Origin of the sequence: Streptomyces sp. enrichment culture (genome assembly GCF_964272895.1) — a bacterium.
Taxonomy (GTDB): Bacteria; Actinomycetota; Actinomycetes; order Streptomycetales; family Streptomycetaceae; genus Streptomyces.
Genome location: NZ_OZ186832.1, coordinates 3362963 through 3389590, shown reverse-complemented (window position 1 = coordinate 3389590; position 26628 = coordinate 3362963). Strand labels below are relative to the sequence as shown.

Below are 26628 nucleotides of genomic sequence, written 5' to 3'. Positions count from 1 at the left end.
CCCGCGCAACCCCCGTCCCCGCGCCGTGGGGGCGGGCGCACCCCGAGTCGAGCCCCACCGACGCCCTGCCGGGCCGCCGGTCGCGCCGACCTGCCCTGACCTCTCCACGCACAGGAAGGTTTCCATGCGTACTCGTGTCACCGTGGCCGCCGTCTCCGGCGCCCTCGCCCTGTCCGCGCTCGCCGTCCCGGCCGCCCAGGCCGGCGAGGGCAAGCCGTACCCGCTCGACATCTCCTTCTCCCGCGTCACGGTCAACAGCGGTCTGCCGATCGCCGTCGACCACAACGTCACCAGGCATGTGAGGGTCAGCTACACGCTCACCCACGGCGCGGACGTCGACCTGGACGACCCGGATCTGTATCACCGGATCGATCTGCGGCGCACCGCCACGACCTCCGACGGCACGGCCGACTGGCTGCCGGGCGACATGACCGTGTCGACGTGCACGGAGACCTCGGCCACCACCGCCGACTGCACGGGCGTCATCCCCATCGTCCCGACGGCCCAGCTCTCCAACGCCGACGCCACCACCTGGAGCGTCAGCGGCTACGCCATCGACTACAACGGCCACTCGGACCCGGAGCTGCCCGTCCCGTGGGAGAAGGTCGGGGTCGCCGAGCAGCCCGGCCTGGGCACGGCCAAGATCCAGCGCGTGGCGAGGCTGACGGCCAACGCCGCCCCGGAGCCGGTCCGCAAGGGCAGGACGATCACCGTCACGGGCAAGCTGACCCGCGTCAACTGGGACACCGACTCCTCCACCGGCGTCGCGAACCAGTACGTGAAGCTCCTGTACAAGAAGGCGGGCGCCACGAGCTGGGTGACGCTGAAGACGACCAAGTCCTCGTCCACGGGCGCCCTGAGCACCACCACCACCGCCACGTACGACGGTTACTACCGCTTCTCCTACGCGGGCGCCACGACCACGTCGGCCGCCCTCTCCAACGCCGACTTCGTCGACGTGCAGTGACCGCAGGAAGGACTCCCATGCGCATCCGCACCCTGGGGGCCGCCGTCTCCGGCGCCCTCGCCCTGACCGCGTTGGCCGTCCCGGCCGCGCAGGCGAACGACGACGACGGCAAGCCGTACCCGCTGAACTTCAGGTACTCCAACGTCAAGGTCAACAACGGCAAGCCCATCGTCGCGGGCACCGCCGGCTCGGTGAGCGCGTCGTTCAGCTACACGCTCACGCACCCCGCCGGCGTCGGTCTGCAGGACAAGGACCACTTCCTCACGTTCACGCCCGTCGGCGCGGCCCCCGACGACCGGGGCGTCAGGAACTTCTGGGCCAACTGCGAGCCGGTCACGGCCACCTCCGCCACCTGCGGGGGCACCATCCACTACCGTCCGGGCCAGGAGCTGCAGAACGCGGCCGCCACGACCTACGACATCAGTGCCGTGTCCTACGACTGGAACGGACAGAACGACCCGGCCAACGACGACCTGGAGGAGCCCCAGCCCATCGACTGGGACAAGGTCGGCATGTCCCGGCAGGACGGCCTGGGCACCGTCAAGTACCAGCGCCTGGCGAAGCTGGCCGCCAACGCCACCCCCGAGCCGGTCACCAAGGGCCGGACCATCACGGTCATCGGCAAGCTGACCCGCGCCAACTGGGACACCCACTACTACGGCGGTGTCGCCGGCCAGTACGTCAAGCTCCAGTACAAGAAGCAGGGCACGACCGGCTGGACGACGCTGAAGACCGTCAGGTCCAGCGCCACGGGCGCCCTGAAGGCGACCACCACCGCCACGTACGACGGCTACTACCGCTACTCCTACGCCGGTGCCACGACCACCACCGGTGCCGTCTCCCCCGCCGACCACGTCGATGTGACCACGCAGGCCGTCCCGGGCGGTTCGGTCGCGCCGGTCGTCGCCGGGCCGCGGTTCGGCGACGCCGCGCCCGAGAACGGACCGGTCGTCTCCGACGTCACGGTCCACGGCGGCAAGAGCGTCCTGGTCGGCAGCGGGAGCGCCAAGACGTTCTCCGTGTCCGTGACGGCCAGTCACCCGAGCGGCATCGCCGACGCGAGCGTGTACCTGTGGCGCGGCTCGAACTCCGTGACCGACGTCGAGGGTCTGCTGCCGCAGAACGAGAAGGCGGCCACCTGCACGGCCACGTCCGACACCACCTCGACGTGCAAGCTGACCGTCACCGCCCGTCCCGGTCTGAACGACCCCGAGGGCGTGGGCGACCTGTTCGCCAACTACCTCGCCGGCAGCTGGCGGGTGGCCGTCCAGGTCAAGGCCAAGGACAGCAGCGTCACCTCGGACACGTCGTACAAGGGCGTCAAGATCCAGCGCAACACCGCGCTGACGGTCAACGCCTCGCCGGAGCCGGTCCGCAAGGGCCGCACCCTCACCGTCACGGGCAAGCTGACCCGCGCCGACTGGGAGACGGGCACCTACGGCACCCTCGCGGGCCAGTGGGTGAACCTGGAGTTCCGCAAGAAGGGCGCGACCGAGTGGACGCTGGTCGCGCAGACCAGGTCCAGCTCCACGGGCGTGCTGCGCGAGACCACGACCGCCACGGTGGACGGCTCCTACCGCTTCGTCTACGAGGGCGGCGGCTACAACATCAACACCAACGGCCCGTCCGTCTCCCGTGAGGACGCCGTCGACGTGCAGTGACGGTCAGGCGGGGAACCGGCGGTCCACCCACCTCCACATGAACTCCAGGGCGGCCGCCGCCCCCGCCGCGATGCCGACCGCGATCCACGGCATCGTCACGCCGACCAGCCGCAGCGCGAAGAACTCCTGCAGCCAGGGCACGACCAGGACCACCAGGAACGCGCCGCCCATCGCCGCGACCAGCAGCAGGCGCCACCAGGTGTAGGGGCGGGCGATGATCGCCAGCACCCACATCGACACCAGGAACAGCGTCAGGGTCGCGGCGCTGGTCTCGGCGTCCAGGGCGCCCTCGCCGGAGTAGTGGCGTCCGGCGAGCAGGTACGTGGTGAAGGTGGCCGCCGCCGCCACCGCCCCGCCCGGCACGGCGTACCGCATGACCCGCCGTACGAAGTGCGGTTTCGCGCGCTCCTTGTTGGGCGCGAGGGCGAGGAAGAAGGCGGGGACGCCGATGGTGAGCGTCGACAGCAGGGTCAGATGGCGGGGCAGGAACGGGTACTCCACCTGCGTGCACACCACCAGGACCGCGAGCAGCACCGAGTAGACCGTCTTGACCAGGAACAGGGTCGCCACGCGCGTGATGTTGCCGATGACCCGGCGGCCCTCGGCGACCACGGACGGCAGGGTGGCGAAGCTGTTGTTCAGGAGCACGATCTGGGCGACCGCCCGCGTCGCCTCGGAGCCCGAGCCCATCGCGACGCCGATGTCGGCGTCCTTCAGCGCCAGCACGTCGTTGACGCCGTCGCCGGTCATGGCGACCGTGTGGCCGCGGGACTGGAGGGCGCCGACCATGTCCCGCTTCTGCTGCGGGGTGACCCGCCCGAACACCGTGCCCTCGTCCAGGGCGTCGGCCATGCCCTCCCGCTCGGCCGGTATCCGGCGGGCGTCGACCACCGTGCCCGCGAGGCCCAGCTTGGTCGCGACCGCGCCCACCGAGACCGCGTTGTCGCCGGAGATGACCTTGGCGCGGACGTTCTGCTCGGCGAAGTAGCGCAGGGTGTCGGCGGCGTCGGGCCGCAGCCGCTGCTCCAGCACCACCAGCGCGGCCGGCTTCGCCCCCTCGGCGACCCGTGGGTCGTCCAGCTCGCGCGAGACACGGGCCAGCAGCAGCACCCGCAGCCCCTCCTCGTTGAGCCGCTCGGTCTCGGCGAGGGCCGGGTCGTCGTCGGCGAGCAGCACATCGGGGGCGCCCAGCAGCCAGGTGCTGGACTCGCCGTTGCCCTCGCTGAAGGAGGCGCCGCTGTACTTGCGGGCGGAGGAGAAGGGCAGGGACTCGGTGCAGCGCCACTCCTCGTTGTCGGGGTAGGCGTCGATGATCGCCTTCAGGGAGGCGTTGGGCCGCGGGTCGGACTCGCCGAGCGCGCCGAGCACCTGGCGGACGTAGTCCTCGTCGTGGCCGTCGAGGAGGTGCAGGCCGGTGACGTCCATGCCGCCCTCGGTGAGGGTGCCGGTCTTGTCCAGGCAGACGGTGTCGACGCGGGCCAGGCCCTCGATCGCCGGGAGCTCCTGCACCAGGCACTGCTTGCGGCCGAGGCGGATGACGCCGATCGCGAAGGCGACCGAGGTGAGCAGGACCAGGCCCTCGGGGACCATCGGCACGATGCCGCCGACGGTGCGGGCGAGGGAGTCGTCCAGGTCGCGCCGCTCCACGACCAGCTGGGTGATGATCAGGCCGATCGCGGCCGGGACCATCATCCACGTCACGTACTTCAGGATCGTGGAGATGCCCGAGCGCAGCTCGGAGTGGACCAGGGTGAAGCGGGACGCCTCCTCGGCGAGCTGCGCGGCGTACGCCTCGCGGCCGACCTTGGTGGCACGGAAGGCGCCGCCGCCCGCGACGACGAAGCTGCCGGACATCACGGGGTCGCCGGGCTGTTTGACGACCGGGTCGGCCTCGCCGGTCAGCAGCGACTCGTCGACCTCCAGGCCGTCGGTCTCGACGCACACCCCGTCGACGACGATCTTGTCGCCGGGCCCGATCTCGATGACGTCGTCCAGCACGATCTCCGACGTGCCGACCTCGACGGCGGTCCCGTCCCGGCGCACGGTGGGGCGGACCTCGCCGATCAGCGCGAGCGAGTCGAGGGTCTTCTTCGCCCGCCACTCCTGGACGATGCCGATGCCGGTGTTGGCGAGGATCACGAAGCCGAACAGGCTGTCCTGGATCGGCGCCACGACCAGCATGATCAGCCACAGCACGCCGATGATCGCGTTGAACCGGGTGAAGACATTGGCCCGGACGATGTCGAGCAGGGACCGGCTGCTGCGCACCGGCACGTCGTTGACCTGGCCGGCGGCGACCCGCTCGGCGACCTCGGCGGCGGTCAGGCCGCCGGCCGGCGCGGACGGCGGGGAGGGGGGATGCACAGGATCGAGTTCGGTGCTCGCGTCGATGTGCGTCATGCCTTCGACGTTACGTGCGGATCTGGGGGTTCACCCGCCGAGTACCGTCAAGTTCCGACCACGGGAGGACGGCCGTCATGCCGTGGTCGTACGGAGTACAGGGGCCGCGGTCCCCAGGGGTTACGGCGGCGGCGGTTACGGCGCCGGGACCTCGTCGCGGGCGGCGGCGGCCCGCTTGATGGCGGCGTCGCGCCTGCGGACGTACCAGACGCCGATCAGTCCGAGGCCGCCGCCGGCCAGGCAGGTCCACACCCACCAGGCGTGCCCGCGGTCGTCGAACCAGCCGTAGAAGGGCAGCTGGGCCAGGAAGAGGACGAACCAGAGGATCGTGCCGCCGACGATCGTCGGAACGACCGGGCCCTCCAGGGGCTCCGGCGCCTCGTGCTTGGGGGTCCACTTCGCCATGCACGGGAGTCTACGAGGTGGCGGGGTCTACGCGCGGAGATGGCCATCCCCGACCTCATATGTTCATACTGAAACCGTTTATGCCTGTCCACTTCTGTTCGTAGGAACCAACAAATGTCCACCTCGGCCCCCGCCAAGGTCCCCGCCCCGGAGCAGCCGGGCGGCACGCCCGCCTACGGCGCCCTCGACCGCTTCTTCAAGATCTCCGAGCGCGGCAGCACCCTCTCGCGCGAGGTCCGCGGTGGTTTCGCCACCTTCTTCGCGATGGCCTACATCATCGTGCTGAACCCGATCATCCTGGGCAGCGCGAAGGACATGTACGGCCATCAGCTCGACAACGGCCAGCTGGTCACCGCCACCGCGCTGACGGCGGCGTTCACCACCCTGCTCATGGGTGTCATCGGCAACGTCCCGATCGCGCTGGCCGCCGGTCTCGGCGTGAACTCCGTCGTCGCCCTCCAGCTCGCCCCGCGCATGTCGTGGCCGGACGCCATGGGCATGGTGGTGCTGGCCGGCTTCGTGGTGATGCTGCTGGTCGCCACGGGTCTGCGCGAGCGCGTGATGAACGCGGTGCCCTTCGGGCTGCGCAAGGCCATCTCCATCGGCATCGGCCTGTTCATCATGCTGATCGGCCTGGTGGACGCCGGGTTCGTCTCCCGCATCCCGGACGCCGCGCACACCACCGTTCCGCTCCAGCTGGGCGGTGACGGTCACCTCAACGGCTGGCCGGTGCTGGTGTTCATCCTGGGCGCGCTGCTGACCCTCGCCCTGATCGTGCGCAAGGTGCCGGGCGCGATCCTGATCTCGATCGTCGCCATGACGGTCCTGGCGGTGATCATCGAGGCCGTCGCGAAGGTCCCGTCCTGGGGTCTGACGGCGCCGAAGTGGCCGGGCAACCCGGTCGCCACGCCCGACCTCGGGCTGATCGGCGAGTTCAGCCTGTTCGGCGGCTTCGAGAAGGTCGGCGTGCTGACCGGCGTGCTGTTCGTCTTCACGGTCCTGCTGTCCTGCTTCTTCGACGCCATGGGCACGATCATGGGCGTCAGCGACGAGGCGAAGCTGACCGACGCCCAGGGGCAGATGCCGGGCATCAACAAGGTGCTGTTCGTCGACGGTGTCGCGGTCGCCGCGGGCGGTGCCAGCTCCGCCTCGGCCACCACCGCCTTCGTGGAGTCCACGGCCGGGGTCGGCGAGGGCGCCCGCACCGGCTTCGCGAACGTCGTCACGGGCGGCCTCTTCGCCGTCGCGCTGTTCCTCACTCCGGTCGCCACCATGGTCCCGTCCCAGGCGGCCACCCCGGCCCTGCTCGCGGTGGGCTTCCTGATCCTGGCCGGCTCGGTCAGGGAGATCGACTGGGCCGACCACACGATCGCGATCCCGGCCTTCGTGACGATGGTGATGATGCCGTTCACCTACTCGATCACCAACGGCATCGGCATGGGCTTCATCACCTTCGTGGCGATGCGCCTCGCGGCCGGCCGGGCCAGGGAGATCCCGGTGGCGATGTACGTCGTCTCGGCGGTCTTCGCCTTCTACTACCTGATGCCGGCCCTGGGTCTGACCTGACCGGCGGCCCTCAGGTGAGGCCGTAGAACTTCTCGGTCTCCTCGACGGCGGCCTGGAACCGCTCGTCGAAGTCATCACGGATGAGCGTCCGGACGACATAGTCCTGGACGCTCATTCCTCTTCTCGCCGCATGGTGCCGGAGCCGTTCGAGCAGCTCCCCGTCTATCCGCAGGCTGAGCACGCTGGTCCCCATGGACACGAGGGTCGCCGCACAGGGGTGGCCGACGCGTCACTTTCCGGAATCGCCTCACTCATATGGGTGACCTCGGTGTTTCAGTGGCCAGGGTCACGGGAATCAGGCGTGTTCCGAGTGGTCCTTAGCGAGAGTAATGAGTTACGCTAAAGACATGCCGGACCTCACCCATGGCGACGACGCTGCCGCCGTGAACTCCCTGCGATCCGCCGTGATGCGGCTCTCCCGCCGACTCAAGCACCAGCGGGTCGACGAGTCGCTGAGCCCCACCGAGATGTCGGTGCTGGGCACCCTCGCCCGGTGCGGCCGGGCCACTCCGGGCGAGCTCGCCCGCAAGGAGCACGTCCAGCCGCCGTCGATGACCCGCATCGTCGCGCTGCTGGAGGCCAAGGGCCTGGTGCGGCTGGAGCCGCACCCCGAGGACCGGCGCCAGAAGGTCGTCACCCAGACCGAACAGGCCGAGGCGATGCTCGAGGAGAGCCGCCGCAAGCGCAACGCGTTCCTGGCCGCGCTGGTCGAGGACCTCGACGAGGACGAGTGGGCGAAACTCCGCGCCGCCGCCCCCGTACTGGAGAAGCTCGCACATCTGTGACCGCACCGCCTGAGGAGGCGACGCCGTTGAGTACGGGAAACGGAGCAGACTCCGCACCCGCACCGACCACCCATCCGACCGACCCGCAGGACCGCCGCCGGTCCTCGATGTTCAGCTCGCTGAAGATCCGCAACTACCGTCTGTTCTTCGTCGGCCAGGCCGTCTCGAACGTCGGCACCTGGATGCAGCGCATCGCGCAGGACTGGCTGGTCCTCAGCCTCACCGGCTCGGCCACCGCCGTCGGCGTCACCACCGCCCTGCAGTTCCTGCCGATGCTGCTGCTCGGCCTCTACGGCGGCGTCCTCGTCGACCGCCTGCCCAAGCGCCCCACCCTGCTGGTCACCCAGGCCGCCATGGCCCTCACCGGCATCGCGCTGGCCCTGCTCACCCTCACCGGACACGTCCAGGTCTGGCACGTCTACGTCGCCGCCCTCGCCGTCGGCCTCGCCACGGTCGTCGACAACCCGGCCCGCCAGTCCTTCGTCACCGAGATGGTCGGCCCCGCCCAGCTGCACAACGCGGTCAGCCTGAACTCCGCGAACTTCCAGTCCGCACGCCTCGTCGGCCCGGCCGTGGCCGGTCTGCTGATCACCGGCGTGGGCACCGGCTGGGCGTTCCTCCTCAACGGCCTGTCCTTCGTCGCGCCCATCGCCGGACTGCTGCTCATGCGCTCGCGCGAACTGCACGTGGTCGAACGCGCCCCCCGCGGCAAGGGCCAGCTCCGTGAGGGCCTGCGCTATGTCTCCGGCCGCCCCGAACTGATCTGGCCGATCGTCCTGGTCGGGTTCGTCGGCACGTTCGCCTTCAACTTCCCCGTCTACCTCTCCGCGTTCACCGACGACGTCTTCCACGCCGGGGCCGGCTCCTACAGCCTCTTCAACACCTTCATGGCCGTCGGCTCCGTCGCCGGCGCCCTGCTCGCCGCCCGCCGCGGCACGGCCCGGCTGCGGGTGATGAGCGCGGCCGCGCTGGCCTTCGGCCTGATCGAGATCGTCGCGGCGACCGCCCCCACCCTGTGGATGTTCGCCCTGCTGATGATCCCGCTGGGCCTGTTCGGCATGACCATCAACGTCACCGCCAACACCGGCATCCAGATGGCCACCGACCCGGCCATGCGCGGCCGGGTGATGTCCCTGTACATGATGGTCTTCCTCGGCGGCTCCCCGGTCGGCGCGCCCGTCGTCGGCTGGATCACCGACACCTACGGCCCCCGCGTCGGCCTCGCCGCGGGCGGCGCGGTCGCGGCCCTCGCGGCCGGCGTGATCGCCCTGATCCTCGCCCGCACCGGCGGACTGCGCCTGTCCGTCGGCTGGAACCACGGCCACCCGATCGTGCGGTTCGTGCCCCGGCAGCGGCAGAAGGAACTCACCGCGGCGGCATGAGCCCAGGGGCGTCCCGCCGAGAAGGCCGGCCCGACCGGCGAGACGCCCCCATGACGCCGGTGGCAGGCTGAGGGGCATGAGACTCTTCGCCGCGGTCCTGCCACCGGCCGAGATCGTCAGCGAACTCGCCGCCGAGGTCGCCGCCCTGCGCGCGCTGCCCGGCGCGGACCGGCTGCGCTGGACCCACCGCCCCGGCTGGCACTTCACCCTCGCCTTCTACGGCGAGGTCGACGACACCCTCGTACCCGGCCTCACCGACCGGCTGGAACGCGCCGCCCGGCGCACCGCGCCCTTCCCGCTGGCCCTGCGCGGCGGCGGCCACTTCGGCCACGGCCGCGCCCTGTGGACCGGCGCCGACGGCGATCTGGCCACCCTGCGTTTGCTGGCGAGCCGCAGCGAGGCCGCCGCCCGCAAGGCGGGCCTCGACCTGGGCGACCACCGCCGCTACACGGCCCACCTGACCCTGGCCCGCAGCCGGGAGGCGGTCGACGTGCGCGCCCACCTCGACGCGCTCGGCGCCTTCACCAGCCGCACCTGGACGGTCGAGGAACTGGTGCTGCTGCGCAGCCACCTGCCCACCTCCGGCGTACCGGGGGAGCAGCCCCGCTACGAGGCGGTCGCCCGCTGGCCACTCGGCGCGGCCGGTTAGGCTCATGGGGTGGACCCGAAGACCCGGAACCGGATCATGGCCGGTGCGCTCGTGCTGATGTTCGTCGTCGTGGCGGTGGCGGCGGCCATGGGCAAGTAGCCGGACCGCCGCACAGGCAGTGCCCTCCCGCTACCAGGCGAACGCCTCGGGGGAGGGCCCAGGACCGGGGAAGATCTCGTCCAGCCGCTCCAGCAGCTCCGGCGACAGCTCCAGCTCCACGGCCCGCAGCGCCGACGCCAGCTGCTCGGCCGTGCGCGGCCCGACGATCGGCCCGGTCACCCCCGGCCGCGTCAGCAGCCATGCCAGCGCGACCTCGCCGGGCTCCAGCCCGTGCTTGTCGAGCAGCTCCTCGTAGGCCCCCACCTTCTGCCGCACCGCCGGATCGGCGAGCGCGTCGGCGGTGCGCCCGCTGGTCCGGCGCCTCCCCTCGACCTCCTTCTTCACCACCCCGCCGAGCAGCCCGCCGTGCAGCGGCGACCACGGGATGACGCCGAGGCCGTACTCCTGGGCGGCCGGGATGACCTCCATCTCGGCCCGCCGCTCGTAGAGGTTGTACAGGCACTGCTCGCTGACCAGGCCGTACGAGCCGCGCCTGGCGGCCGTCTCGTTGGCCTGGGCGATCTTGTAGCCGGGGAAGTTGCTGGACCCGGCGTAGAGGATCTTGCCCTGGGCGACGAGGGTGTCGATCGCCTGCCAGATCTCCTCGAACGGCGTGTCCCGGTCGATGTGGTGGAACTGGTAGAGGTCGATGTGGTCGGTCCGCAGCCGCTTGAGCGAGGCGTCCACGGCCCGCCGGATGTTCACCGCCGACAGCTTGTCGTGGTTGGGCCAGGGCTGCCCGTCCACGCCCATGTTCCCGTAGACCTTGGTGGCGATGACGACCTTGTCCCGGTTGCCGGCGCTCTTGGCGAACCAGTTGCCGATGATCGTCTCGGTACGGCCCTTGTTCTCGCCCCAGCCGTACACATTGGCGGTGTCGAAGAAGTTGATCCCCGCGTCCAGCGCCGCGTCCATGATCGCGTGGCTGTCCGCCTCGTCGGTCTGCGGTCCGAAGTTCATCGTGCCGAGGACCAGTCGGCTGACCTTGAGTCCGGTGCGTCCGAGCTGCGTGTACTCCATGGCCCAAGCCAACGGCTTGGAGTGCGCTCCAGGCAAGCGGGTTGCCCGCACGGGGCAGTTGGGCCGGACCGGCGTCGTGCAGTGGCCCGCGGACCTGTGTCTCACGCGCCCCGGTACGGCGCCCCCAGCCCCCACGCCTGCCACATCGCCTCCGCGAAGGCCGCCGCCAGCTTGTGCTCGCCGGCGGCGTTGGGGTGGGTGCCGTCGTAGGTGTCGTGGTGGAGGGCGTAGGAGTCCGGCACCGAGGCGAGCAGCAGCGGCGAGGCCGGGTCGTCGAGGTCGGCCACCGCCTTGCCCAGCAGCTCGTTGAACGCCGAGACCTGCGCGGCGAAGTCCGGGTCCGCCTGCGCGCGCACGTTGGGGATGACCGGCAGCAGCACCATCCGCACCTGCGGGTTGGCCGACCGCGCCCGCGCGACGAAGGCCCGCACGTTCTGCGCGGTCTGCTCGGCGTTGGTGTAGAAGCCGAGGTCGATCAGGCCGAGGGAGACCAGGAGGACGTCGGCACGGCAGCCGCGTACCGCGTCGGCGATCAGCGGGGCCATGTGCAGCCAGCCCTCGCCCCAGCCGGCGAGATGGGCGCGCGGGAAGCCGGGGTCGGCGTAGTCGAGGGACGTGGGGGCGTCGGCCGCCTTGTCGTAGAGCGTCTCGCGGGGGCCCACGAGGGCGAACGGCCCGTCGTAGGTGTCGCGCAGGTGCTGCCACAGCCGGTAACGCCATGTGTGTTCGCCCGCGCTGCCTATCGTCATGGAGTCGCCTACGGGCATGAACCTGAGCATCCGCTCATCATGGCCGATGCGTGGGGTCCCTGGGATCGCAGGGGCCTGTGAGGACCGCCACCCGTTCCGCCGGGGGCGGCCTTCCGGCCGGCACCGCCGGGGATGGCAGTCTTGGCACCATGCGCCGAACCTTCGCTCTCCTCACCGGAGCCGCCCTCCTCACGGCCGGCCTCGCCCTCCCCGCAGCCGCCGCCGACGGCGACGAGAGCTTCACGATCAAGGACCCGCGCATCACCGAGTCCAGCGGCCTCACCGCCTCCCGGCAGCACCCGGGCATCTACTGGACGCACAACGACCAGGACGAGGGTGCCTATCTGTACGCCGTCGACAGCCGCACCGGCGAGACGGTCGCGACCGTCACCCTCACCGGCGTCGGCACCCCGCGGGACATCGAGGCCATCTCGATGGGACCGGACGACCAGCTCTACGTCGGCGACATCGGCGACAACGACGGCGTCGCCTGGGACCACGTCTGGATCTACCGGCTGCCCGAACCCGCCCAGCTCAAGGACCAGTCGGTGCGCGCCACCCAGTACGTCGTGAAGTACGCCGACGGCTCCCGCGACGCCGAGTCGCTGCTGGTCCACCCGAAGACCGGCCGCGTCTACATCATCGACAAGAACGAGGACGGCGGACACCTCTACACCGGCCCCCACCCCCTGTCCGCCTCCGGCACCAACGTCTTCGAGCCCGGCCCCGCCATCGACCTGTGGGCCACCGACGCCGCATTCTCCCCGGACGGCGGGCAGTTCGTCGTCCGCGGGTACCTGGGCGGGATCGCCTACGACTGGAACGGCGGCGAGCCCGAGCGGCTGGGCCGCATCGATGTGCCGCTCGGGCAGGGGGAGTCGGTGTCCTACTCCGCCGACGGGACCAGGCTGATGCTGGGCATGGAGGGCGCCGGCAGCCCCGTGGAGGCCCAGGACGCCCCCGGCGGCTCCACCGGGGGCGGCTCCACCTCCCCGTCCCGCAACGGAGGTTCGGGCGCCTCCGGCGACGACGGCGGTCCGGGGCTGAAGGTCGAGTACGTCGTCGTCGCCGCTGTCTGCGCGGGCCTGTTCGCCCTGGCCCGACGCAGGCGCCGCTCCTAGGGGGCGTCCCGGTGCGGCCTCACCTGTCCCGGTGCGGCCTCACCTGTTCCAGTGCTGCCGCACGTGCCGCTCCACGGCGCGGGTCCAGGTCTCGCGGTCCATGTCCTTGAAGGCGAGCGTGACGGGCGGGTTGCCGCCGGGGTGGACGTCCATCTCGTCCGGGAAGGTGATGAGGACCGTCTCCAGCTCCCAGCCCCGGTAGTCCCAGGACTCGGGGAAGTGGAAGTCCAGCTCCTGCCAGTACTCGGTGGAGCGACGGGACTTGTACCGCTCCGGCCACGCCTGGGCGAACACCTTCACCTCCGACTCGTGGAACCGGAACCCCAGGTCCTCGTAGATGTCGAAGAGCAGGTCCTGCGCGGGCAGCGCGTGCACCTCGATCTCGTCGAAGTCGCCCCGGTCCACGGCCCCGGCGACGGCGAGCTCGGTGCGCACGGCGACCCGGCTGCCCTTCAGCCGGGTGCCGCGGGCGTGGGTGAACGGCATGGTCCACGGCACGTCGATGGAGACCTGGCGGGTCAGGTCGGCGCCTTCGGGAAGGCGGAAGGGCTGCGTGGTGACGGCGGTGACGACATAGGGGTTGTTCCAGGCGGTGGAGCCGTCCGCCTCGCGGTCCTCGGCGCGGACGACTAGCTCGACGCGCAGCCGCTCCACGTCGAGGTCGGCACCGCCGCCGCGCAGCCGGACGGTGAGGTCGAGCGGAGCGCCGGGCAGGATGCGGGCGGTGTCGACGACCGTGTCGACGGACGGCGCCTTGGAGCCGAGCGTGCTCAGGAACGTACGAAGTGCCATGTGCGGGTTCCCCTCCCTGGGACGGCGGGCCGGTCCCCGGCCGCCGGGAGGAACCCTACGCGCAGACGATCACGTGCGCCCGGCCTCGCGCCCGGCCCGCCCCGGCCGGACACTGGAGACGGGGGCCGGACCGGCCGGGAGGAATCATGATCGGACTCACCCGCGACGACGTCCCCGTCGCCATGGAGGGCGACGGCCTGGAGGTACGGATGACGGAGGTGGGCGACATGACCGTCGGCTTCCTCCGCCTCCCCAAGGGCGCGGACCTGGCGTCGGCGCTCAAGGGCATGCCGGACGACATGTGCCCGTGCCCGCACTACGGCTATGTGCTGCGCGGCAGCATCAGGATGCGCAGCAAGGACGGCGAGCAGACCTTCCGGGCCGGCCAGGCATACTACTGGGCGCCCGGCCACGTCCCCGAGCCGCTGGAGGACAGCGAGCTGGTCGAGTTCTCGCCGACGGCGGAGTTCCGCGAGGTCATCGCGCACCTGGCGCAGGCGGCGGGCTGACCCGCGGCGCCCGGTTTGCCGGGGGCCGGCACACGTACGGCCCCGGGGGTGACAAGCCGCCCCCCGGGGCCGTACCTGCGAGCTGTGCCTCAGAGCTGCTCGATCACGTAGTCCACGCACTTGGTCAGCGCCTCGATGTCCGCCGGGTCGACCGCCGGGAACATCGCGATGCGCAGCTGGTTGCGGCCGAGCTTGCGGTAGGGCTCGGTGTCCACGATGCCGTTGGCGCGCAGCACCTTGGCGACGGCGGCGGCGTCCACGTCGTCGGTGAAGTCGATCGTGCCGATGACCGCGGAGCGCTTGGCCGGGTCGGCGACGAACGGGTTGGCGTACTTCACGTCCTCCGCCCAGCCGTACAGGGTGCGCGCGGAGGTGTGGGTGCGGCGGACCGCCCAGTCCAGACCGCCCTGGCCGTTGATCCACTCCAGTTGCTGGTTCAGCAGGAAGAGGGTGGCGAGCGCCGGGGTGTTGTACGTCTGGTTCTTGCGGGAGTTGTCGATCGCCGTCGGCAGGCTGAAGAACTCCGGGACGTGGCGGCCGGAGGCGTGGATCCGCTCGGCGCGCTCGATCGCGGCCGGGGAGAACACGGCGATCCACAGGCCGCCGTCGGCGGCGAAGGACTTCTGCGGCGCGAAGTAGTAGACGTCCGTCTCGGCGATGTCGACGGGCAGGCCGCCGGCGCCGGAGGTGGCGTCCACGAGGACCAGGGAGCCCTCGTCGGCACCGGCCACGCGCCGGATCGGCATGGCGACACCGGTGGAGGTCTCGTTGTGGGTGAACGCGTACACGTCCACGCCCGCCTCGGCCTGCGGCTCCGGGTGCGTGCCCGGCTCGCTCGCGATGACCGTCGGCTCGGCGAGCCACGGGGCGAGCTTGGCGGCCTTGGCGAACTTGGAGCTGAACTCGCCGAAGTTCAGGTGCTGCGACTTGTTCTCGATCAGACCGTGCGTCGCGATGTCCCAGAACGCGGTGGACCCGCCGTTGCCGAGGACGACCTCGTAGCCCTCGGGAAGCTGGAACAGCTCGGAGATGCCCTCGCGGACCTTGCCCACCAGGTTCTTGACCGGGGCCTGGCGGTGAGAGGTACCGAGCAGGGACGTACCGGTGGCGGCCAGCGCGTCGAGCGCCTCCACCCGCACCTTGGAGGGGCCAGCGCCGAAACGACCGTCGGCGGGCTTGATGTCAGCAGGAATCCGGATCTCAGCCACGAGGGCGAGGGTATCCGGTGGGGGTCGGCTCGGTGAAACATCGTCCGTCGCGTGAGACGGCGCCTTTGATTTCCTGGACCCATGACGGATATCGAGGCCGAGCTGCGCCGGGCCGTACGGGGCGAGGTGGGGTTCGACGTCACCTCCCGCGCGCTGACCACCATGGACGCCTCCAACTACCGGCGGGTACCGCTCGGCGTGGTCGCCCCGCGCGACGCCGACGACGTGGCGGCCGTCCTGGAGGTGTGCCGCACGCACGGCGTACCGGTCGTGCCGCGCGGCGGCGGCACCTCCATCGCCGGGCAGGCCACCGGCGCGGGCGTCGTCCTGGACTTCACCCGCCATATGAACCGGCTGCTCGCCCTCGACCCCGAGGCCCGCACCGCCACCGTGCAGCCCGGCCTCGTCCTCGACCGGCTCCAGGAGGCTGCCGCCCCGCACGGCCTGCGCTTCGGCCCCGACCCCTCCACCCACAGCCGCTGCACCCTCGGCGGGATGATCGGCAACAACTCCTGCGGCTCCCACTCGGTGGCCTGGGGCACGACCGCCGACCAGGTGCGCGAGCTGGACGTGCGCACCGCGCGCGGCGAGCGCCTGCGCCTCGGGCGGGACTGGGCCGGGGCGCCCGAGGGGCTGCGCGACCTGGTCCTCGGCGACCTCGCCCGCCTGCGCACCGGCTTCCCCGACCTGCCCCGCCGCATCTCCGGCTACGCGCTGGACGCCCTGCTCCCCGAGCGGGGCGCCGACGTCGCCCGCTCCTTCTGCGGCTCGGAGGGCACGCTGGGCGTGCTGACGGAAGCGGTCGTGGGCCTGGTGGAGGCGCCCCGCGCGCTGGCCCTGGTGGTCCTGGGCTACGCCGACGAGAGCGCGGCGGCCGAGGCGGCACCGGCGATGCTGCCGTACGCGCCCCTGACGGTGGAGGGCATGGCCGCCGACCTGGTGCCGGCGACGGCCGGGCTGCCGCGCGGCACGGCATGGCTGTTCGTGGAGACGGGCGGACGGACCCCGGCCGAGGCACGCGCGCGTGCCGAGACGATCGCCCGCGCCGCCGACGCCCTGGACACCCTGGTGGTCACGGACCCGTCCGGCCGGCGGGCCCTGTGGCGCATCCGCGAGGACGCGGCCGGCACGGCGACCCGGATGAAGGACGGGACCGAGGCATGGCCCGGCTGGGAGGACTGCGCGGTGCCGCCCGCCCGGCTCGGTGCCTACCTCCGCGACTTCCGCGCCCTGCTCACCGCCCACGGCCTGCGCGGCACGCCGTACGGCCACTTCGGCGACGGCTGCATCCACGTCCGGATCGACTTCGACCTGGTGACCGCACAGGGCGTGGCCCGCTTCCGCCGCTTCTCGCAGGAGCTGGCGGCTCTGGTCGTCGCCCACGGCGGCTCCCTCTCCGGCGAGCACGGGGACGGACAGGCACGGGCGGAGCTGCTGCCGGTGATGTACGGGCAGGAGACGGTGGCCCTGTTCGAGCGCGCCAAGGCGCTGTGGGACCCGGACGACCTCCTCAATCCGGGCATCCTGGTCCGCCCCGCCCCCCTGGACGCGAACCTGCGTTTCGCGGCCCTGCCCCGCGAGCCGGTCGACGTGGCCTTCGGCTACCCGTCCGACGGCGGCGACTTCTCGGCCGCCGTGCGCCGCTGCGTGGGAGTGGCGAAATGCCGTACGACGACGGCGGCCGGCCCCTCCGTGATGTGCCCGTCCTTCCGCGTCACCGGCGAGGAGAAGCACTCCACGCGCGGCCGCGCCCGGCTGCTGCACGAGATGCTCGCGGGCGAGGTGGTGACCGACGGCTGGCGGTCCGAGGAGGTCCGGGACGCGCTGGACCTGTGCCTGGCCTGCAAGGGCTGCCGCTCGGACTGCCCGGTCGGGGTGGACATGGCGACCTACAAGGCGGAGTTCCTGCACCACCACTACGCCGGGCGGCGCAGGCCCGCCGCGCACTACTCGATGGGCCGGCTGCCGCTGTGGCTGCGGGCGGTGTCCCTGCTCCGGGCGGCGGCGCCGGTCAACGCGCTGGCGGCGGTACGGCCGCTGGCGGGCCTCGGCAAGCGCCTGGGCGGCATCGCGGCCGAACGGGAGCTGCCCCGGCTCGCGCGGGAGCCGTTCAGCCGCTGGTTCCGCCGTCGGCCTGCGAAGGGCGGTCCGGGGCGGCTGGTGGTGCTGTGGCCGGACACCTTCACCGAGCATCTGTCCCCGTCCGTGGGCCGGGCGGCCGTACGCGTCCTGGAGGCGGCCGGGCTGCGGGTGGCCCTGCCGCCGGTCCTGCGCACGGGCCGCGCGCGGCTGGCCGACGGACGCTCACGGACGGCGGCCGGCCTGCTGACGGCCCGCCGGGGCCGGGTCTGCTGCGGTCTGACGTACGTCTCCACCGGCCAGCTGGACCGGGCCCGTACGGTGCTGCGCCGCACGCTGGACCTGATGGAGCCGGTGCTGGAGTCCGGCGCGCCGGTCGTGGTCCTGGAACCGAGCTGCGCGGCGGCCCTGCGCGCCGACCTGCCGGACCTGCTGCCGGAGGACCCGAGGGCGGCCCGGCTGGCGGGCCGGGTGCTGACCTTCGCCGAGGCGCTGGAACGCCACGCCCCGCACTGGCGGCCCCCGCGGCTGGACCGCCCGGTGACCGGCCAGACCCACTGCCACCAGCACGCGGTCCTCGGCGACACGGCCGACCGCCGGCTGCGGGCGGCCGCGGGCCTCGCGGGCGACCTCTCGGGAGGCTGCTGCGGGCTCGCGGGCAACTTCGGCTTCGAGCGCGGCCACTACGAGGTCTCGGCCGCCTGCGCGGAGGAGCAGCTGCTCCCGGCGGTGCGCTCGGCCCCGGAGGGGGCGGTGGTCCTGGCGGACGGCTTCTCCTGCCGGACCCAGCTGGAGCAGCTGGGCGGGGTGCGGGGGCGGCATCTGGCGGAGGTCCTGGCGGAGGCGCTGGACGCGGGTGCGGAGTCAGGGACGTAGGAGCGGAAGCGGAGTCAGGGACGTAAGAGGTGTACACACCTGACCGGGTCCATTACTGTGGACTGCGTAGTCCATCACGATGAACGCCCCCTGTGCCACGGCGCAGGGGAGACGTGATGGGCGGACGCCCCGGCCTCTCAGCCCCCAGGAAGCCCCGTGAGCACTCCGAGCACCACCCCGCCCGCCTCCGCCCCGTCGACGGCCGCGGCCTCCGCGCCCCCGACCGGGACCGGCGCGGGCCGACGCCGAGGCGGTGCGCTCGGGCCCGTCGGCCTCGTCCTGGCCGGCGGGATCTCGGTGCAGTTCGGCGGGGCGCTCGCCGTCACGCTGATGCCCCGAGCCGGGGCGCTGGGCGTGGTGACCCTGCGGCTGCTGGCCGCCGCGATCGTGCTGCTGCTGGTCTGCCGGCCCCGGCTGCGCGGGCACTCGCGGGCCGACTGGGGCACGGTCGTCGTCTTCGGCATCACCATGGGCGCGATGAACGGCCTGTTCTACGCGGCCGTCGACCGCATCCCGCTCGGTCCCGCCGTCACCCTGGAGGTCCTGGGCCCGCTGGCCCTCTCCGTCATCGCCTCCCGCCGCCTGGTCAACCTGCTGTGGGCCGGACTCGCCCTCGCCGGTGTCTTCCTGCTCGGCGGCGGAGGCTTCGGCGACCTCGATCCGGTGGGTGCGGCCCTCGCCCTGGGGGCGGGCGCGATGTGGGCGGCGTACATCGTCTTCAGCGCCCGCACCGGCCGCCGCTTCCCCCAGGCCGACGGCCTCGCCCTGGCGATGGCGGTCGCGGCCCTGCTGTTCCTGCCCCTCGGCGTCGCGGAGGCGGGCACCAGGCTGCTCGACCCGGTGACGATCGCCCTGGGCGCGGCCGTCGCCCTGCTCTCCTCGGTCCTGCCCTACACCCTGGAACTGCTGGCCCTGCGCCGCCTCCCCGCCTCCACCTTCGCCGTCCTCATGAGCCTCGAACCCGCGATCGCCGCCACCGCCGGCTACCTCATCCTCGACCAGGCCCTCACCCCCGCCCAGTCCGCCGCCATCGCCCTGGTGATCGCGGCCAGCATCGGCGCGGTGCGCACCCAGGTGGGGCGGACGAAGGCGGCCTGAGCGCCGGCCCCGACGCCCTAAAATTCATGCAAGCACGCTTGATTGTTTCTGGGGCCGCTGCCATCCTCGCCCCATGGCCGACCCGACGCCCGTCTTCGACGACCTGCGTGCCGAAAGTGACGAACTCGACCGGTTGGTGGCCGAGTTGGAACCCGAGCGGTGGAGGCTGCCCACGCCTTCGCCGCGCTGGAGCATCGCGCATCAGATCGCACACCTCGCCTGGACCGACCGCTCGGCCCTGCTGGCCGTGACCGATGCCGGGGCCTTCCGGGAGCTGGTGGAGCAGGCCCTCAAGACGCCGGAGTCCTTCGTGGACGACGGTGCCGACGAAGGCGCGCTGCTCCCACCCGGCGAACTGCTCGCGCGCTGGCGCGAGGGCCGGCGGGCCCTCGACCGGGCCCTGCGCGCCGCTCCGGCCGGGGCGCGGTTCCCCTGGTACGGGCCGCCGATGTCGGCCGCCTCCATGGCCACCGGACGGCTCATGGAGACCTGGGCGCACGGGCAGGACGTGGCCGACGCGTTGGGGGTGACACGGCCGGCCACGGACCGGCTCCGGCATGTCGCCCGGATCGGCGTGCGGGCGCGGGACTTCGCCTTCGGGGCGCACGGGCTCACCCCTCCGGCCGAGGAGTTCCGTGTCGAACTCGTCGGCCCCGGCGGGGACCTGTGGGGCTACGGACCCGAAGACGCCGCCCAGCGCGTCACCGGGCCCGCCCTCGACTTCTGCCTCCTCGTCACCCGGCGCGCCCACCGCGCCGACCTCGCCGTGCGGGCCGAGGGGCCGGACGCCGACCGCTGGCTGGACATCGCCCAGGCATTCGCCGGGCCGCCCGGAGCCGGTCGTACGCCCAAGGGGGCCTGATGCTGCGCATCGGCAACGCCTCCGGCTTCTACGGCGACCGCTTCGACGCCATGCGCGAGATGCTCACCGGCGGCGAACTCGACGTCCTCACCGGCGACTACCTCGCCGAACTCACCATGCTCATCCTCGGCCGGGACCGGCTGAAGGACCCCGGCGCCGGGTACGCCCGCACCTTTCTGGCCCAGCTGGAGGAGTGCCTGGGGCTCGCGCAGGAGCGCGGGGTGCGGATCGTCGCCAACGCCGGGGGGCTCAACCCACGGGGACTCGCCGACAAGGTCCGGGAGCTGGCCGGCCGGCTCGGGCTGTCCGTGCGGGTCGCGCATGTCGAGGGGGACGACCTCACCGCCTCCCACCCCGGCAGCCTCGCCGCGCACGCCTATCTCGGGGGGTTCGGGATCGCCGCGTGTCTGACGGCCGGTGCGCAGGTCGTCGTCACCGGGCGGGTCACCGACGCCGCGCTCGTCACCGGGCCCGCCGCCGCCCACTTCGGCTGGGGGCCCGGCGATCTGGACCGGCTCGCGGGAGCGGTCGTCACCGGGCATCTGCTGGAGTGCGGGCCCCAGGTGACCGGCGGGAACTACGCCTTCTTCACCGACGGGGACGTCACCCGGCCCGGCTTCCCGCTCGCCGAACTGCACGAGGACGGCAGCGCCGTCATCACCAAGCACCCCGGCACCGGCGGCTTCGTCGACGTCGGCACGGTCACCGCCCAGCTGCTGTACGAGACACAGGGCGCCCGCTACGCCGGCCCCGATGTCACCGCGCGGCTGGACACCGTACGGCTCACCCAGGAGGGCCCCGACCGGGTGCGGGTCGAGGGCGTGCGCGGCGAGGCCCCTCCGCCCACCCTCAAGGTCGGCCGCAACACCCTCGGCGGCTGGCGCAACGAGGTCGTCTTCGTGCTCACCGGCCTCGACATCGAGGCCAAGGCCGAGCTGGTGCGGCGGCAGCTGGAACCCGCGCTCGCCAAGGTCGCCGAGGCCCGCTGGGAGCTGGCCCGCACCGAGCACACGGACGCCGGGACGCAGGAGGCGGCCGGCGCACTGCTGCGGCTCGTCGTGCGCGACCCCGACCAGGCCGCCGTCGGCAAGGCGCTCAGCGGGGCCGCCGTGGAGCTGGCCCTCGCCGGCTACCCCGGCTTCCATGTCGCCGACCTGCCCGGCAGGGGCACGCCCTACGGTGTGTTCGACGCGGTGTACGTCCCGCAGGACGCCGTCGCCCACACCGCCGTACTGGACGACGGACGGTGCATCCCCGTCGCGCTGCCCGCCGACACCCTCGTACTCCAGGAGCTGCCGGAGCCTCCGCTGCCCGAGCCGCTGCCCGCCGGGCCGGTGCGGCGTGCGCCGCTGGGGCTGGTCGCCGGGGCCCGCAGCGGGGACAAGGGCGGCGACGCGAACGTCGGGGTGTGGGCGCGCTCGGAGTCCGCGTGGCGGTGGCTGGCCCATGAGCTGACCGTCCGGCGGTTCCAGGAGCTGATCCCCGAGAGCGCCCCGCTGAAGGTCACCCGGCACGTCCTGCCCAACCTCCGCGCCCTGAACTTCGTCGTCGAAGGCATCCTCGGCCAGGGCGTCGCCGCCCGGCACCGCTTCGACCCGCAGGCCAAGGCGCTCGGCGAATGGCTGCGCTCCCGCCACCTGGACATCCCGCAGGCCCTGCTGTGACCGCCGTCCCGGATCCACCCGAGGCCCTGCTGTGACCGCCGTCCCCGAACCGCCGGAGGCCCCGCTGTGACCGTTCTGCCCACGGCTCTCGACACCGCGAGCCCCGACTACCGGGCCAACCGTGAGGCCATGCTCGCCAAGCTCGCCGAACTGGACGCCGAGCACGCGAAGGCGCTGGCGGGCGGCGGCGAGAAGTACCTCGCCCGGCACCGCAAGAGGGGCAAGCTGCTGGCGCGCGAGCGCATCGAGCTGCTGCTCGACCCCGACACGCCGTTCCTGGAGCTGTCGCCGCTGGCCGCGTGGGGCAGCGAGTACGCCGTGGGCGGCTCGCTCGTCACCGGGATCGGGGTCGTCGAGGGCGTGGAGTGCCTGATCACCGCCAACGACCCGACCGTGCGGGGCGGGGCGTCCAACCCGTGGTCGCTGAAGAAGGCCCTGCGCGCCAACGACATCGCGCTCGCCAACCGGCTGCCCTGCATCAGCCTGGTGGAGTCCGGCGGGGCCGATCTGCCCTCGCAGAAGGAGATCTTCATCCCCGGCGGTGCCATCTTCCGGGACATCACGCGGCTGTCCGCCGCCGGGATCCCGACCGTGGCGGTCGTCTTCGGCAACTCCACCGCCGGCGGGGCCTACATCCCCGGCATGTCCGACCACGTGATCATGGTCAAGGAGCGGGCCAAGGTGTTCCTCGGCGGCCCGCCGCTGGTGAAGATGGCCACCGGCGAGGAGAGCGACGACGAGTCGCTGGGCGGCGCCGACATGCACGCGCGCGTGTCGGGTCTCGCCGACTACTTCGCCGTCGACGAGCACGACGCGCTGCGGCAGGCCCGGCGCGTGGTCGCCCGGCTCAACCACCGCAAGGCGTACGGCGATCCGGGGCCCGCGGAGCCGCCCGAGTACGACCCGGAGGAGCTGCTGGGCATCGTCCCCGGCGATCTGAAGGTCCCCTTCGACCCGCGCGAGGTGATCGCGAGGATCGTCGACGGCTCCGACTTCGACGAGTTCAAGCCGCTGTACGGCAGCAGCCTGGCGACCGGGTGGGCGCGTCTGCACGGCTACCCGGTGGGCATCCTGGCCAATGCCCAGGGTGTGCTGTTCAGCGAGGAGTCGCAGAAGGCCGCGCAGTTCATCCAGCTCGCCAACCAGCGGGACATCCCGCTGCTGTTCCTGCACAACACCACCGGCTACATGGTGGGCCGGGAGTACGAGCAGGGCGGCATCGTCAAGCACGGCTCGATGATGATCAACGCGGTCGCGAACTCGAAGGTGCCGCATCTGTCGGTCCTCATGGGCGCCTCCTACGGCGCCGGGCACTACGGCATGTGCGGGCGGGCGTACGACCCGCGGTTCCTGTTCGCCTGGCCCAGCGCCAAGTCGGCCGTGATGGGCCCGCAGCAGCTCGCGGGCGTCCTGTCGATCGTGGCCCGGCAGTCGGCGGCCGCGAAGGGGCAGCCGTACGACGAGGACGCGGACGCCGCCCTGCGGGCGATGGTGGAGCAGCAGATCGAGTCCGAGTCGCTGCCGATGTTCCTGTCCGGGCGGCTGTACGACGACGGCGTCATCGACCCGCGCGACACCCGCACCGTCCTCGGCCTGTGCCTGTCCGCCGTCCACACCGCGCCCTTCGAGGGCGTGCGCGGCGGCTTCGGTGTCTTCCGGATGTGAGGGACCCCCACGTGATCAAGACTCTGCTCGTCGCCAACCGGGGCGAGATCGCCTGCCGTGTCTTCCGCACCTGCGGTGAGTTGGGAATCCGGACGGTCGCCGTGCACTCGGACCCCGACGAGAACGCCCTGCACACGCGCGTGGCCGACACGGCCGTACGGCTGCCGGGGGCCGCCCCCGCCGACACCTATCTGCGCGGCGACCTCATCGTGAAGGCCGCGCTCGCCGCCGGCGCGGACGCCGTGCACCCCGGCTACGGCTTCCTCTCCGAGAACGCCGCCTTCGCACGGGCCGTCCGGGACGCCGGGCTGGTGTGGATCGGGCCGCCGCCCGAGGCGATCGAGGCCATGGCGTCCAAGACGCGGGCGAAGGAACTGCTGGGCCTCGCGCCCCTGTCCCCGGCCGAGGTCGGCGAGGCCGATCTGCCGGTGCTGGTGAAGGCGGCCGCGGGCGGCGGGGGGCGCGGGATGCGGATCGTGCGCCGCCTGGAGGAGCTGAGCGCCGCACTGGAGGGCGCCCGCGCCGAGGCCGCGAGCGCCTTCGGGGACGGCGAGGTGTTCGTCGAGCCGTACATCGAGAACGGCCGCCATGTCGAGGTGCAGATCCTCGCCGACACCCACGGCACGGTGTGGGCGCTCGGCACCCGCGACTGCTCCCTCCAGCGCCGGCACCAGAAGGTGATCGAGGAGGCCCCGGCGCCCGGCCTGACCGAGGAGCTCGCGCAGGAGCTGCGCACGCTGGCCGTACGCGCCGCGCGGGCCGTGGACTACGCCGGCGCCGGCACGGTCGAGTTCCTCGTCGCGGACGGCACAGCGCACTTCCTGGAGATGAACACCCGCCTCCAGGTCGAACACCCGGTCACGGAGGAGATCTTCGGCCTCGACCTGGTCGCCGAGCAGATCAGGATCGCGGAGGGCGCCGCCCTCGCCGCCGACCCCCCGAGCCCGCGCGGCCACGCCGTCGAGGTCCGCCTCTACGCCGAGGACCCCGCCCGCGACTGGGCCCCGCAGACCGGCACCCTGCACCGCCTCGCCGTCCCCGACGGCATCCGCCTGGACACCGGCTACACCGACGGCGACGCCATCGGCGTCCACTACGACCCGATGCTCGCCAAGCTCGTCGCCCACGCCCCCACCCGCGCGGAAGCCGTCCGCAAGCTCGCGGGCGCCCTGGAGCGCACGGTCCTGCACGGCCCCACCACCAACCGCGACCTCCTCCTCGCCTCCCTGCGGCACGAGGAGTTCACCGAGGCCCGCATGGACACCGGCTTCTACGACCGCCACCTCGCCGCGCTGCACACCCCGCCCGACCCGCACGCCCCCCTGGCCGCCGCCCTCGCCGACGCCCACGGCCGCTCCCGCTTCGGCGGCGCCTGGCGCAACGTGCCCTCACAGCCGCAGGTCAAGCGCTACGAGGTCGCGGGGGAGGAGCACGAGGCCCGCTACACGTACACCCGCGCGGGCCACCAGGCGGACGGCGTGCGCGTGGTGCACGTGGGCGCCCGTCTCGTCGTACTCGAAGTGGACGGCGTACGCCGGAAGTTCGAGGTGGCGAGGTACGGCGACGAGATCCACGTCGACAACACCACTCTGCGCGCCCTGCCGAGGTTCCCGGAGCCCGAGTCGCAGCACGCTCCGGGTTCGCTGCTGGCCCCCATGCCGGGAACGGTCGTGCGGGTCGCGGACGGCTTGAAGGCGGGGACCACGGTGAAGGCGGGCGACCCCTTGATCTGGCTGGAGGCGATGAAGATGCAACACCGGATCACAGCCCCGGCAACGGGAACGCTCACAGCCCTGCACGCCGCCCCCGGACAGCAGGTGGAGGTGGGTGCGCTCTTGGCCGTAGTGGACGCAGACGCCCTGTAGGGGCGCGGGGAAATGCGCGATCAGCCACCGACAACGGAAAGCCCGAGGAGCCCAGTGACCACCCACATCGAACCGGAAGAGCACACAGCCCTCCGCACCGCAGTCTCCGCCCTCGGCAAACGCCACGGCCCCACCTACAACCGTGAAGAACTCTGGCGAGAGGCCGGCAAACTCGGCTACCTCGGCGTCAACCTCCCCGAGCAGTACGGAGGCGGAGGTGGTGGCGTCACCGAACTCTCCATCGTCCTCGAAGAACTGGGCGCAACAGGCGCCCCCCTCCTCATGCTGATCGTCTCCCCGGCGATCTGCGGAACCGTCATCGCCCGCTTCGGCACGGAAGAACAGAAGCGCGACTGGCTGCCCGGCATAGCCGACGGCACCAGGACCATGGCCTTCGGCATCACCGAACCCGACGCCGGCTCCAACAGCCACCGCATCACCACCACGGCCCGCAGGGACCCGGCGTCGGGCGACTGGCTGCTCACCGGCCGCAAGGTCTTCGTCTCCGGCGTGGACATCGCCGACGCGACCCTCGTCGTCGGCCGCACGGAGGACGCCCGCACGGGCAACCTCAAGCCCTGCCTGTTCATCGTCCCCAGGGACGCGGAAGGCTTCCAGCGGCGGCAGATCGACATGGAACTCCAGGCCGCGGAGAAGCAGTTCGAGCTCACCCTGGACGACGTGCGGCTGCCCGCGGACGCCCTGGTCGGCGACGAGGACGCCGGGCTGCTCCAGCTGTTCGCCGGGCTCAATCCCGAGCGGATCATGACGGCCGCGTTCGCGATCGGCATGGGCCGCCACGCGCTCGGCAAGGCGGTCGAGTACGCCCGCGACCGCACCGTCTGGAAGGCCCCGATCGGCGCCCACCAGGCCATCGCGCACCCCCTCGCCCAGGCGCACATCGAGCTGGAGCTGGCCCGGCTGATGATGCAGAAGGCGGCGCAGCTGTACGACGCCGGGGACGACATGGGCGCCGGAGAGGCCGCGAACATGGCGAAATACGCGGCCGGGGAGGCGTGTGTGAAGGCGGTCGACCAGGCCGTGCACACCCTCGGCGGCAACGGCCTCACCCGCGAGTTCGGACTGGCGAAGCTGATCACGGCCGCGCGCGTGGCACGTATCGCGCCGGTGAGCCGGGAGATGATCCTCAACTACGTCTCCCACCAGACCCTCGGTCTGCCCAAGTCGTACTAGCCCGCCCTGGAG

Annotated in this window: 22 protein-coding genes; 15 read left to right on the top strand and 7 right to left on the bottom strand. The window is 72.3% G+C overall.

Annotation, left to right across the window (positions count from 1 at the left end):
* The first annotated feature begins 124 nt into the window (after window positions 1-124).
* Both ACSU6M_RS15240 and ACSU6M_RS15235 read left to right on the top strand, forming a co-directional pair.
* Window positions 125-967 carry a hypothetical protein gene (locus tag ACSU6M_RS15240; RefSeq protein ID WP_437070260.1) on the top strand — a complete coding sequence of 281 codons (843 nt, stop codon included), beginning with the start codon at window positions 125-127 and terminating at the stop codon, window positions 965-967.
* 17 nt (window positions 968-984) lie between these two features.
* Entirely contained in the window at window positions 985-2628 is a 1644-nt protein-coding gene (locus ACSU6M_RS15235) for a DUF5707 domain-containing protein (protein ID WP_437070259.1), read from the top strand.
* A gap of 3 nt (window positions 2629-2631) precedes the next feature.
* Here ACSU6M_RS15235 and ACSU6M_RS15230 read toward each other — a convergent pair whose 3' ends face one another.
* A complete protein-coding gene (locus tag ACSU6M_RS15230) occupies window positions 2632-5028 on the bottom strand; it encodes an HAD-IC family P-type ATPase (RefSeq protein WP_437070258.1) in 2397 nt (798 codons plus the stop codon).
* A 135-nt stretch (window positions 5029-5163) separates the two neighbouring features.
* Window positions 5164-5433 carry a DUF2530 domain-containing protein gene (locus tag ACSU6M_RS15225; protein ID WP_437070257.1) on the bottom strand — a complete coding sequence of 90 codons (270 nt, stop codon included), beginning with the start codon at window positions 5431-5433 and terminating at the stop codon, window positions 5164-5166.
* A gap of 114 nt (window positions 5434-5547) precedes the next feature.
* Between ACSU6M_RS15225 and ACSU6M_RS15220 the strand changes: the two genes are divergently transcribed.
* Window positions 5548-6999, top strand: a complete 1452-nt coding sequence (locus ACSU6M_RS15220) for an NCS2 family permease (RefSeq protein WP_437070256.1) — start codon at window positions 5548-5550, stop codon at window positions 6997-6999.
* 10 nt (window positions 7000-7009) lie between these two features.
* On the opposite strand, the gene ACSU6M_RS15215 is transcribed toward ACSU6M_RS15220, so the two are convergent.
* Window positions 7010-7192, bottom strand: coding sequence for a ribbon-helix-helix protein, CopG family (locus ACSU6M_RS15215; protein ID WP_437070255.1), 183 nt, complete (start codon window positions 7190-7192; stop codon window positions 7010-7012).
* Between the two features lie 154 nt (window positions 7193-7346).
* On the opposite strand from ACSU6M_RS15215, the gene ACSU6M_RS15210 reads away from it, so the two are divergent.
* The 3 genes from ACSU6M_RS15210 (at window position 7347) to thpR (ending at window position 9815) form a co-directional block, all read left to right on the top strand.
* Window positions 7347-7784 (top strand): MarR family winged helix-turn-helix transcriptional regulator, encoded by a 438-nt coding sequence (locus ACSU6M_RS15210; RefSeq protein ID WP_437070254.1) that lies wholly within the window; start codon window positions 7347-7349, stop codon window positions 7782-7784.
* A gap of 26 nt (window positions 7785-7810) precedes the next feature.
* Entirely contained in the window at window positions 7811-9166 is a 1356-nt protein-coding gene (locus tag ACSU6M_RS15205; RefSeq protein ID WP_437070253.1) for an MFS transporter, read from the top strand.
* 76 nt (window positions 9167-9242) lie between these two features.
* Window positions 9243-9815, top strand: coding sequence for an RNA 2',3'-cyclic phosphodiesterase (gene thpR, locus ACSU6M_RS15200; RefSeq protein ID WP_437070252.1), 573 nt, complete (start codon window positions 9243-9245; stop codon window positions 9813-9815).
* 129 nt (window positions 9816-9944) lie between these two features.
* Here the strand turns inward: thpR and ACSU6M_RS15195 are convergent, their stop codons facing one another.
* Window positions 9945-10934 (bottom strand): aldo/keto reductase, encoded by a 990-nt coding sequence (locus ACSU6M_RS15195; RefSeq protein ID WP_437070251.1) that lies wholly within the window; start codon window positions 10932-10934, stop codon window positions 9945-9947.
* A gap of 101 nt (window positions 10935-11035) precedes the next feature.
* A complete protein-coding gene (locus ACSU6M_RS15190) occupies window positions 11036-11713 on the bottom strand; it encodes a GDSL-type esterase/lipase family protein (RefSeq protein ID WP_437070250.1) in 678 nt (225 codons plus the stop codon).
* Between the two features lie 119 nt (window positions 11714-11832).
* On the opposite strand from ACSU6M_RS15190, the gene ACSU6M_RS15185 reads away from it, so the two are divergent.
* Window positions 11833-12804, top strand: a complete 972-nt coding sequence (locus ACSU6M_RS15185; protein WP_437070249.1) for a WD40 repeat domain-containing protein — start codon at window positions 11833-11835, stop codon at window positions 12802-12804.
* Window positions 12805-12843: 39 nt separating this feature from the next.
* On the opposite strand, the gene ACSU6M_RS15180 is transcribed toward ACSU6M_RS15185, so the two are convergent.
* Entirely contained in the window at window positions 12844-13596 is a 753-nt protein-coding gene (locus ACSU6M_RS15180) for a sporulation protein (RefSeq protein WP_437070248.1), read from the bottom strand.
* Between the two features lie 146 nt (window positions 13597-13742).
* Here ACSU6M_RS15180 and ACSU6M_RS15175 point away from each other — a divergent pair, with 146 nt between their 5' ends.
* Entirely contained in the window at window positions 13743-14105 is a 363-nt protein-coding gene (locus tag ACSU6M_RS15175; RefSeq protein ID WP_437070247.1) for a hypothetical protein, read from the top strand.
* Between the two features lie 89 nt (window positions 14106-14194).
* Here the strand turns inward: ACSU6M_RS15175 and serC are convergent, their stop codons facing one another.
* Entirely contained in the window at window positions 14195-15313 is a 1119-nt protein-coding gene (serC, locus tag ACSU6M_RS15170; RefSeq protein ID WP_437070246.1) for a phosphoserine transaminase, read from the bottom strand.
* A gap of 81 nt (window positions 15314-15394) precedes the next feature.
* On the opposite strand from serC, the gene ACSU6M_RS15165 reads away from it, so the two are divergent.
* From ACSU6M_RS15165 to ACSU6M_RS15135, 7 genes are all read left to right on the top strand, one after another.
* Window positions 15395-18268 (top strand): FAD-binding and (Fe-S)-binding domain-containing protein, encoded by a 2874-nt coding sequence (locus tag ACSU6M_RS15165; protein ID WP_437070245.1) that lies wholly within the window; start codon window positions 15395-15397, stop codon window positions 18266-18268.
* Window positions 18269-18424: 156 nt separating this feature from the next.
* Entirely contained in the window at window positions 18425-19366 is a 942-nt protein-coding gene (locus ACSU6M_RS15160; RefSeq protein ID WP_437070244.1) for an EamA family transporter, read from the top strand.
* Between the two features lie 73 nt (window positions 19367-19439).
* On the top strand, window positions 19440-20228 hold the full coding sequence (locus ACSU6M_RS15155) for a TIGR03084 family metal-binding protein (protein WP_437070243.1): 789 nt from the start codon (window positions 19440-19442) through the stop codon (window positions 20226-20228).
* The gene (locus tag ACSU6M_RS15150; protein ID WP_437070242.1) at window positions 20228-21892 is read left to right on the top strand and encodes an acyclic terpene utilization AtuA family protein; all 1665 of its coding nucleotides are present in this window, start codon (window positions 20228-20230) and stop codon (window positions 21890-21892) included. Before ACSU6M_RS15155 ends, ACSU6M_RS15150 begins: the two co-directional genes overlap by 1 nt.
* 66 nt (window positions 21893-21958) lie before the next feature.
* Window positions 21959-23557 (top strand): acyl-CoA carboxylase subunit beta, encoded by a 1599-nt coding sequence (locus ACSU6M_RS15145; RefSeq protein ID WP_437070241.1) that lies wholly within the window; start codon window positions 21959-21961, stop codon window positions 23555-23557.
* A gap of 11 nt (window positions 23558-23568) precedes the next feature.
* Window positions 23569-25422 carry an acetyl/propionyl/methylcrotonyl-CoA carboxylase subunit alpha gene (locus ACSU6M_RS15140; protein ID WP_437070240.1) on the top strand — a complete coding sequence of 618 codons (1854 nt, stop codon included), beginning with the start codon at window positions 23569-23571 and terminating at the stop codon, window positions 25420-25422.
* Between the two features lie 54 nt (window positions 25423-25476).
* Window positions 25477-26616: an acyl-CoA dehydrogenase family protein gene (locus ACSU6M_RS15135; RefSeq protein ID WP_437070239.1), complete on the top strand. Its 1140-nt coding sequence runs from the start codon at window positions 25477-25479 to the stop codon at window positions 26614-26616.
* Window positions 26617-26628 lie beyond the last annotated feature (12 nt).

Coding starts and splice junctions, on each gene's coding strand:
- ACSU6M_RS15180 (WP_437070248.1), bottom strand. CDS start 13,596: ATGGCACTTCGTACGTTCCTGAGCACGCTCGGCTCCAAGGCGCCGTCC.
- ACSU6M_RS15240 (WP_437070260.1), top strand. CDS start 125: ATGCGTACTCGTGTCACCGTGGCCGCCGTCTCCGGCGCCCTCGCCCTG.
- ACSU6M_RS15235 (WP_437070259.1), top strand. CDS start 985: ATGCGCATCCGCACCCTGGGGGCCGCCGTCTCCGGCGCCCTCGCCCTG.
- ACSU6M_RS15195 (WP_437070251.1), bottom strand. CDS start 10,934: ATGGAGTACACGCAGCTCGGACGCACCGGACTCAAGGTCAGCCGACTG.
- thpR (WP_437070252.1), top strand. CDS start 9,243: ATGAGACTCTTCGCCGCGGTCCTGCCACCGGCCGAGATCGTCAGCGAA.
- ACSU6M_RS15165 (WP_437070245.1), top strand. CDS start 15,395: ATGACGGATATCGAGGCCGAGCTGCGCCGGGCCGTACGGGGCGAGGTG.
- ACSU6M_RS15190 (WP_437070250.1), bottom strand. CDS start 11,713: ATGCTCAGGTTCATGCCCGTAGGCGACTCCATGACGATAGGCAGCGCG.
- ACSU6M_RS15185 (WP_437070249.1), top strand. CDS start 11,833: ATGCGCCGAACCTTCGCTCTCCTCACCGGAGCCGCCCTCCTCACGGCC.
- ACSU6M_RS15230 (WP_437070258.1), bottom strand. CDS start 5,028: ATGACGCACATCGACGCGAGCACCGAACTCGATCCTGTGCATCCCCCC.
- ACSU6M_RS15215 (WP_437070255.1), bottom strand. CDS start 7,192: ATGGGGACCAGCGTGCTCAGCCTGCGGATAGACGGGGAGCTGCTCGAA.
- ACSU6M_RS15225 (WP_437070257.1), bottom strand. CDS start 5,433: ATGGCGAAGTGGACCCCCAAGCACGAGGCGCCGGAGCCCCTGGAGGGC.
- ACSU6M_RS15175 (WP_437070247.1), top strand. CDS start 13,743: ATGATCGGACTCACCCGCGACGACGTCCCCGTCGCCATGGAGGGCGAC.
- ACSU6M_RS15220 (WP_437070256.1), top strand. CDS start 5,548: ATGTCCACCTCGGCCCCCGCCAAGGTCCCCGCCCCGGAGCAGCCGGGC.
- ACSU6M_RS15150 (WP_437070242.1), top strand. CDS start 20,228: ATGCTGCGCATCGGCAACGCCTCCGGCTTCTACGGCGACCGCTTCGAC.
- ACSU6M_RS15155 (WP_437070243.1), top strand. CDS start 19,440: ATGGCCGACCCGACGCCCGTCTTCGACGACCTGCGTGCCGAAAGTGAC.
- ACSU6M_RS15210 (WP_437070254.1), top strand. CDS start 7,347: ATGCCGGACCTCACCCATGGCGACGACGCTGCCGCCGTGAACTCCCTG.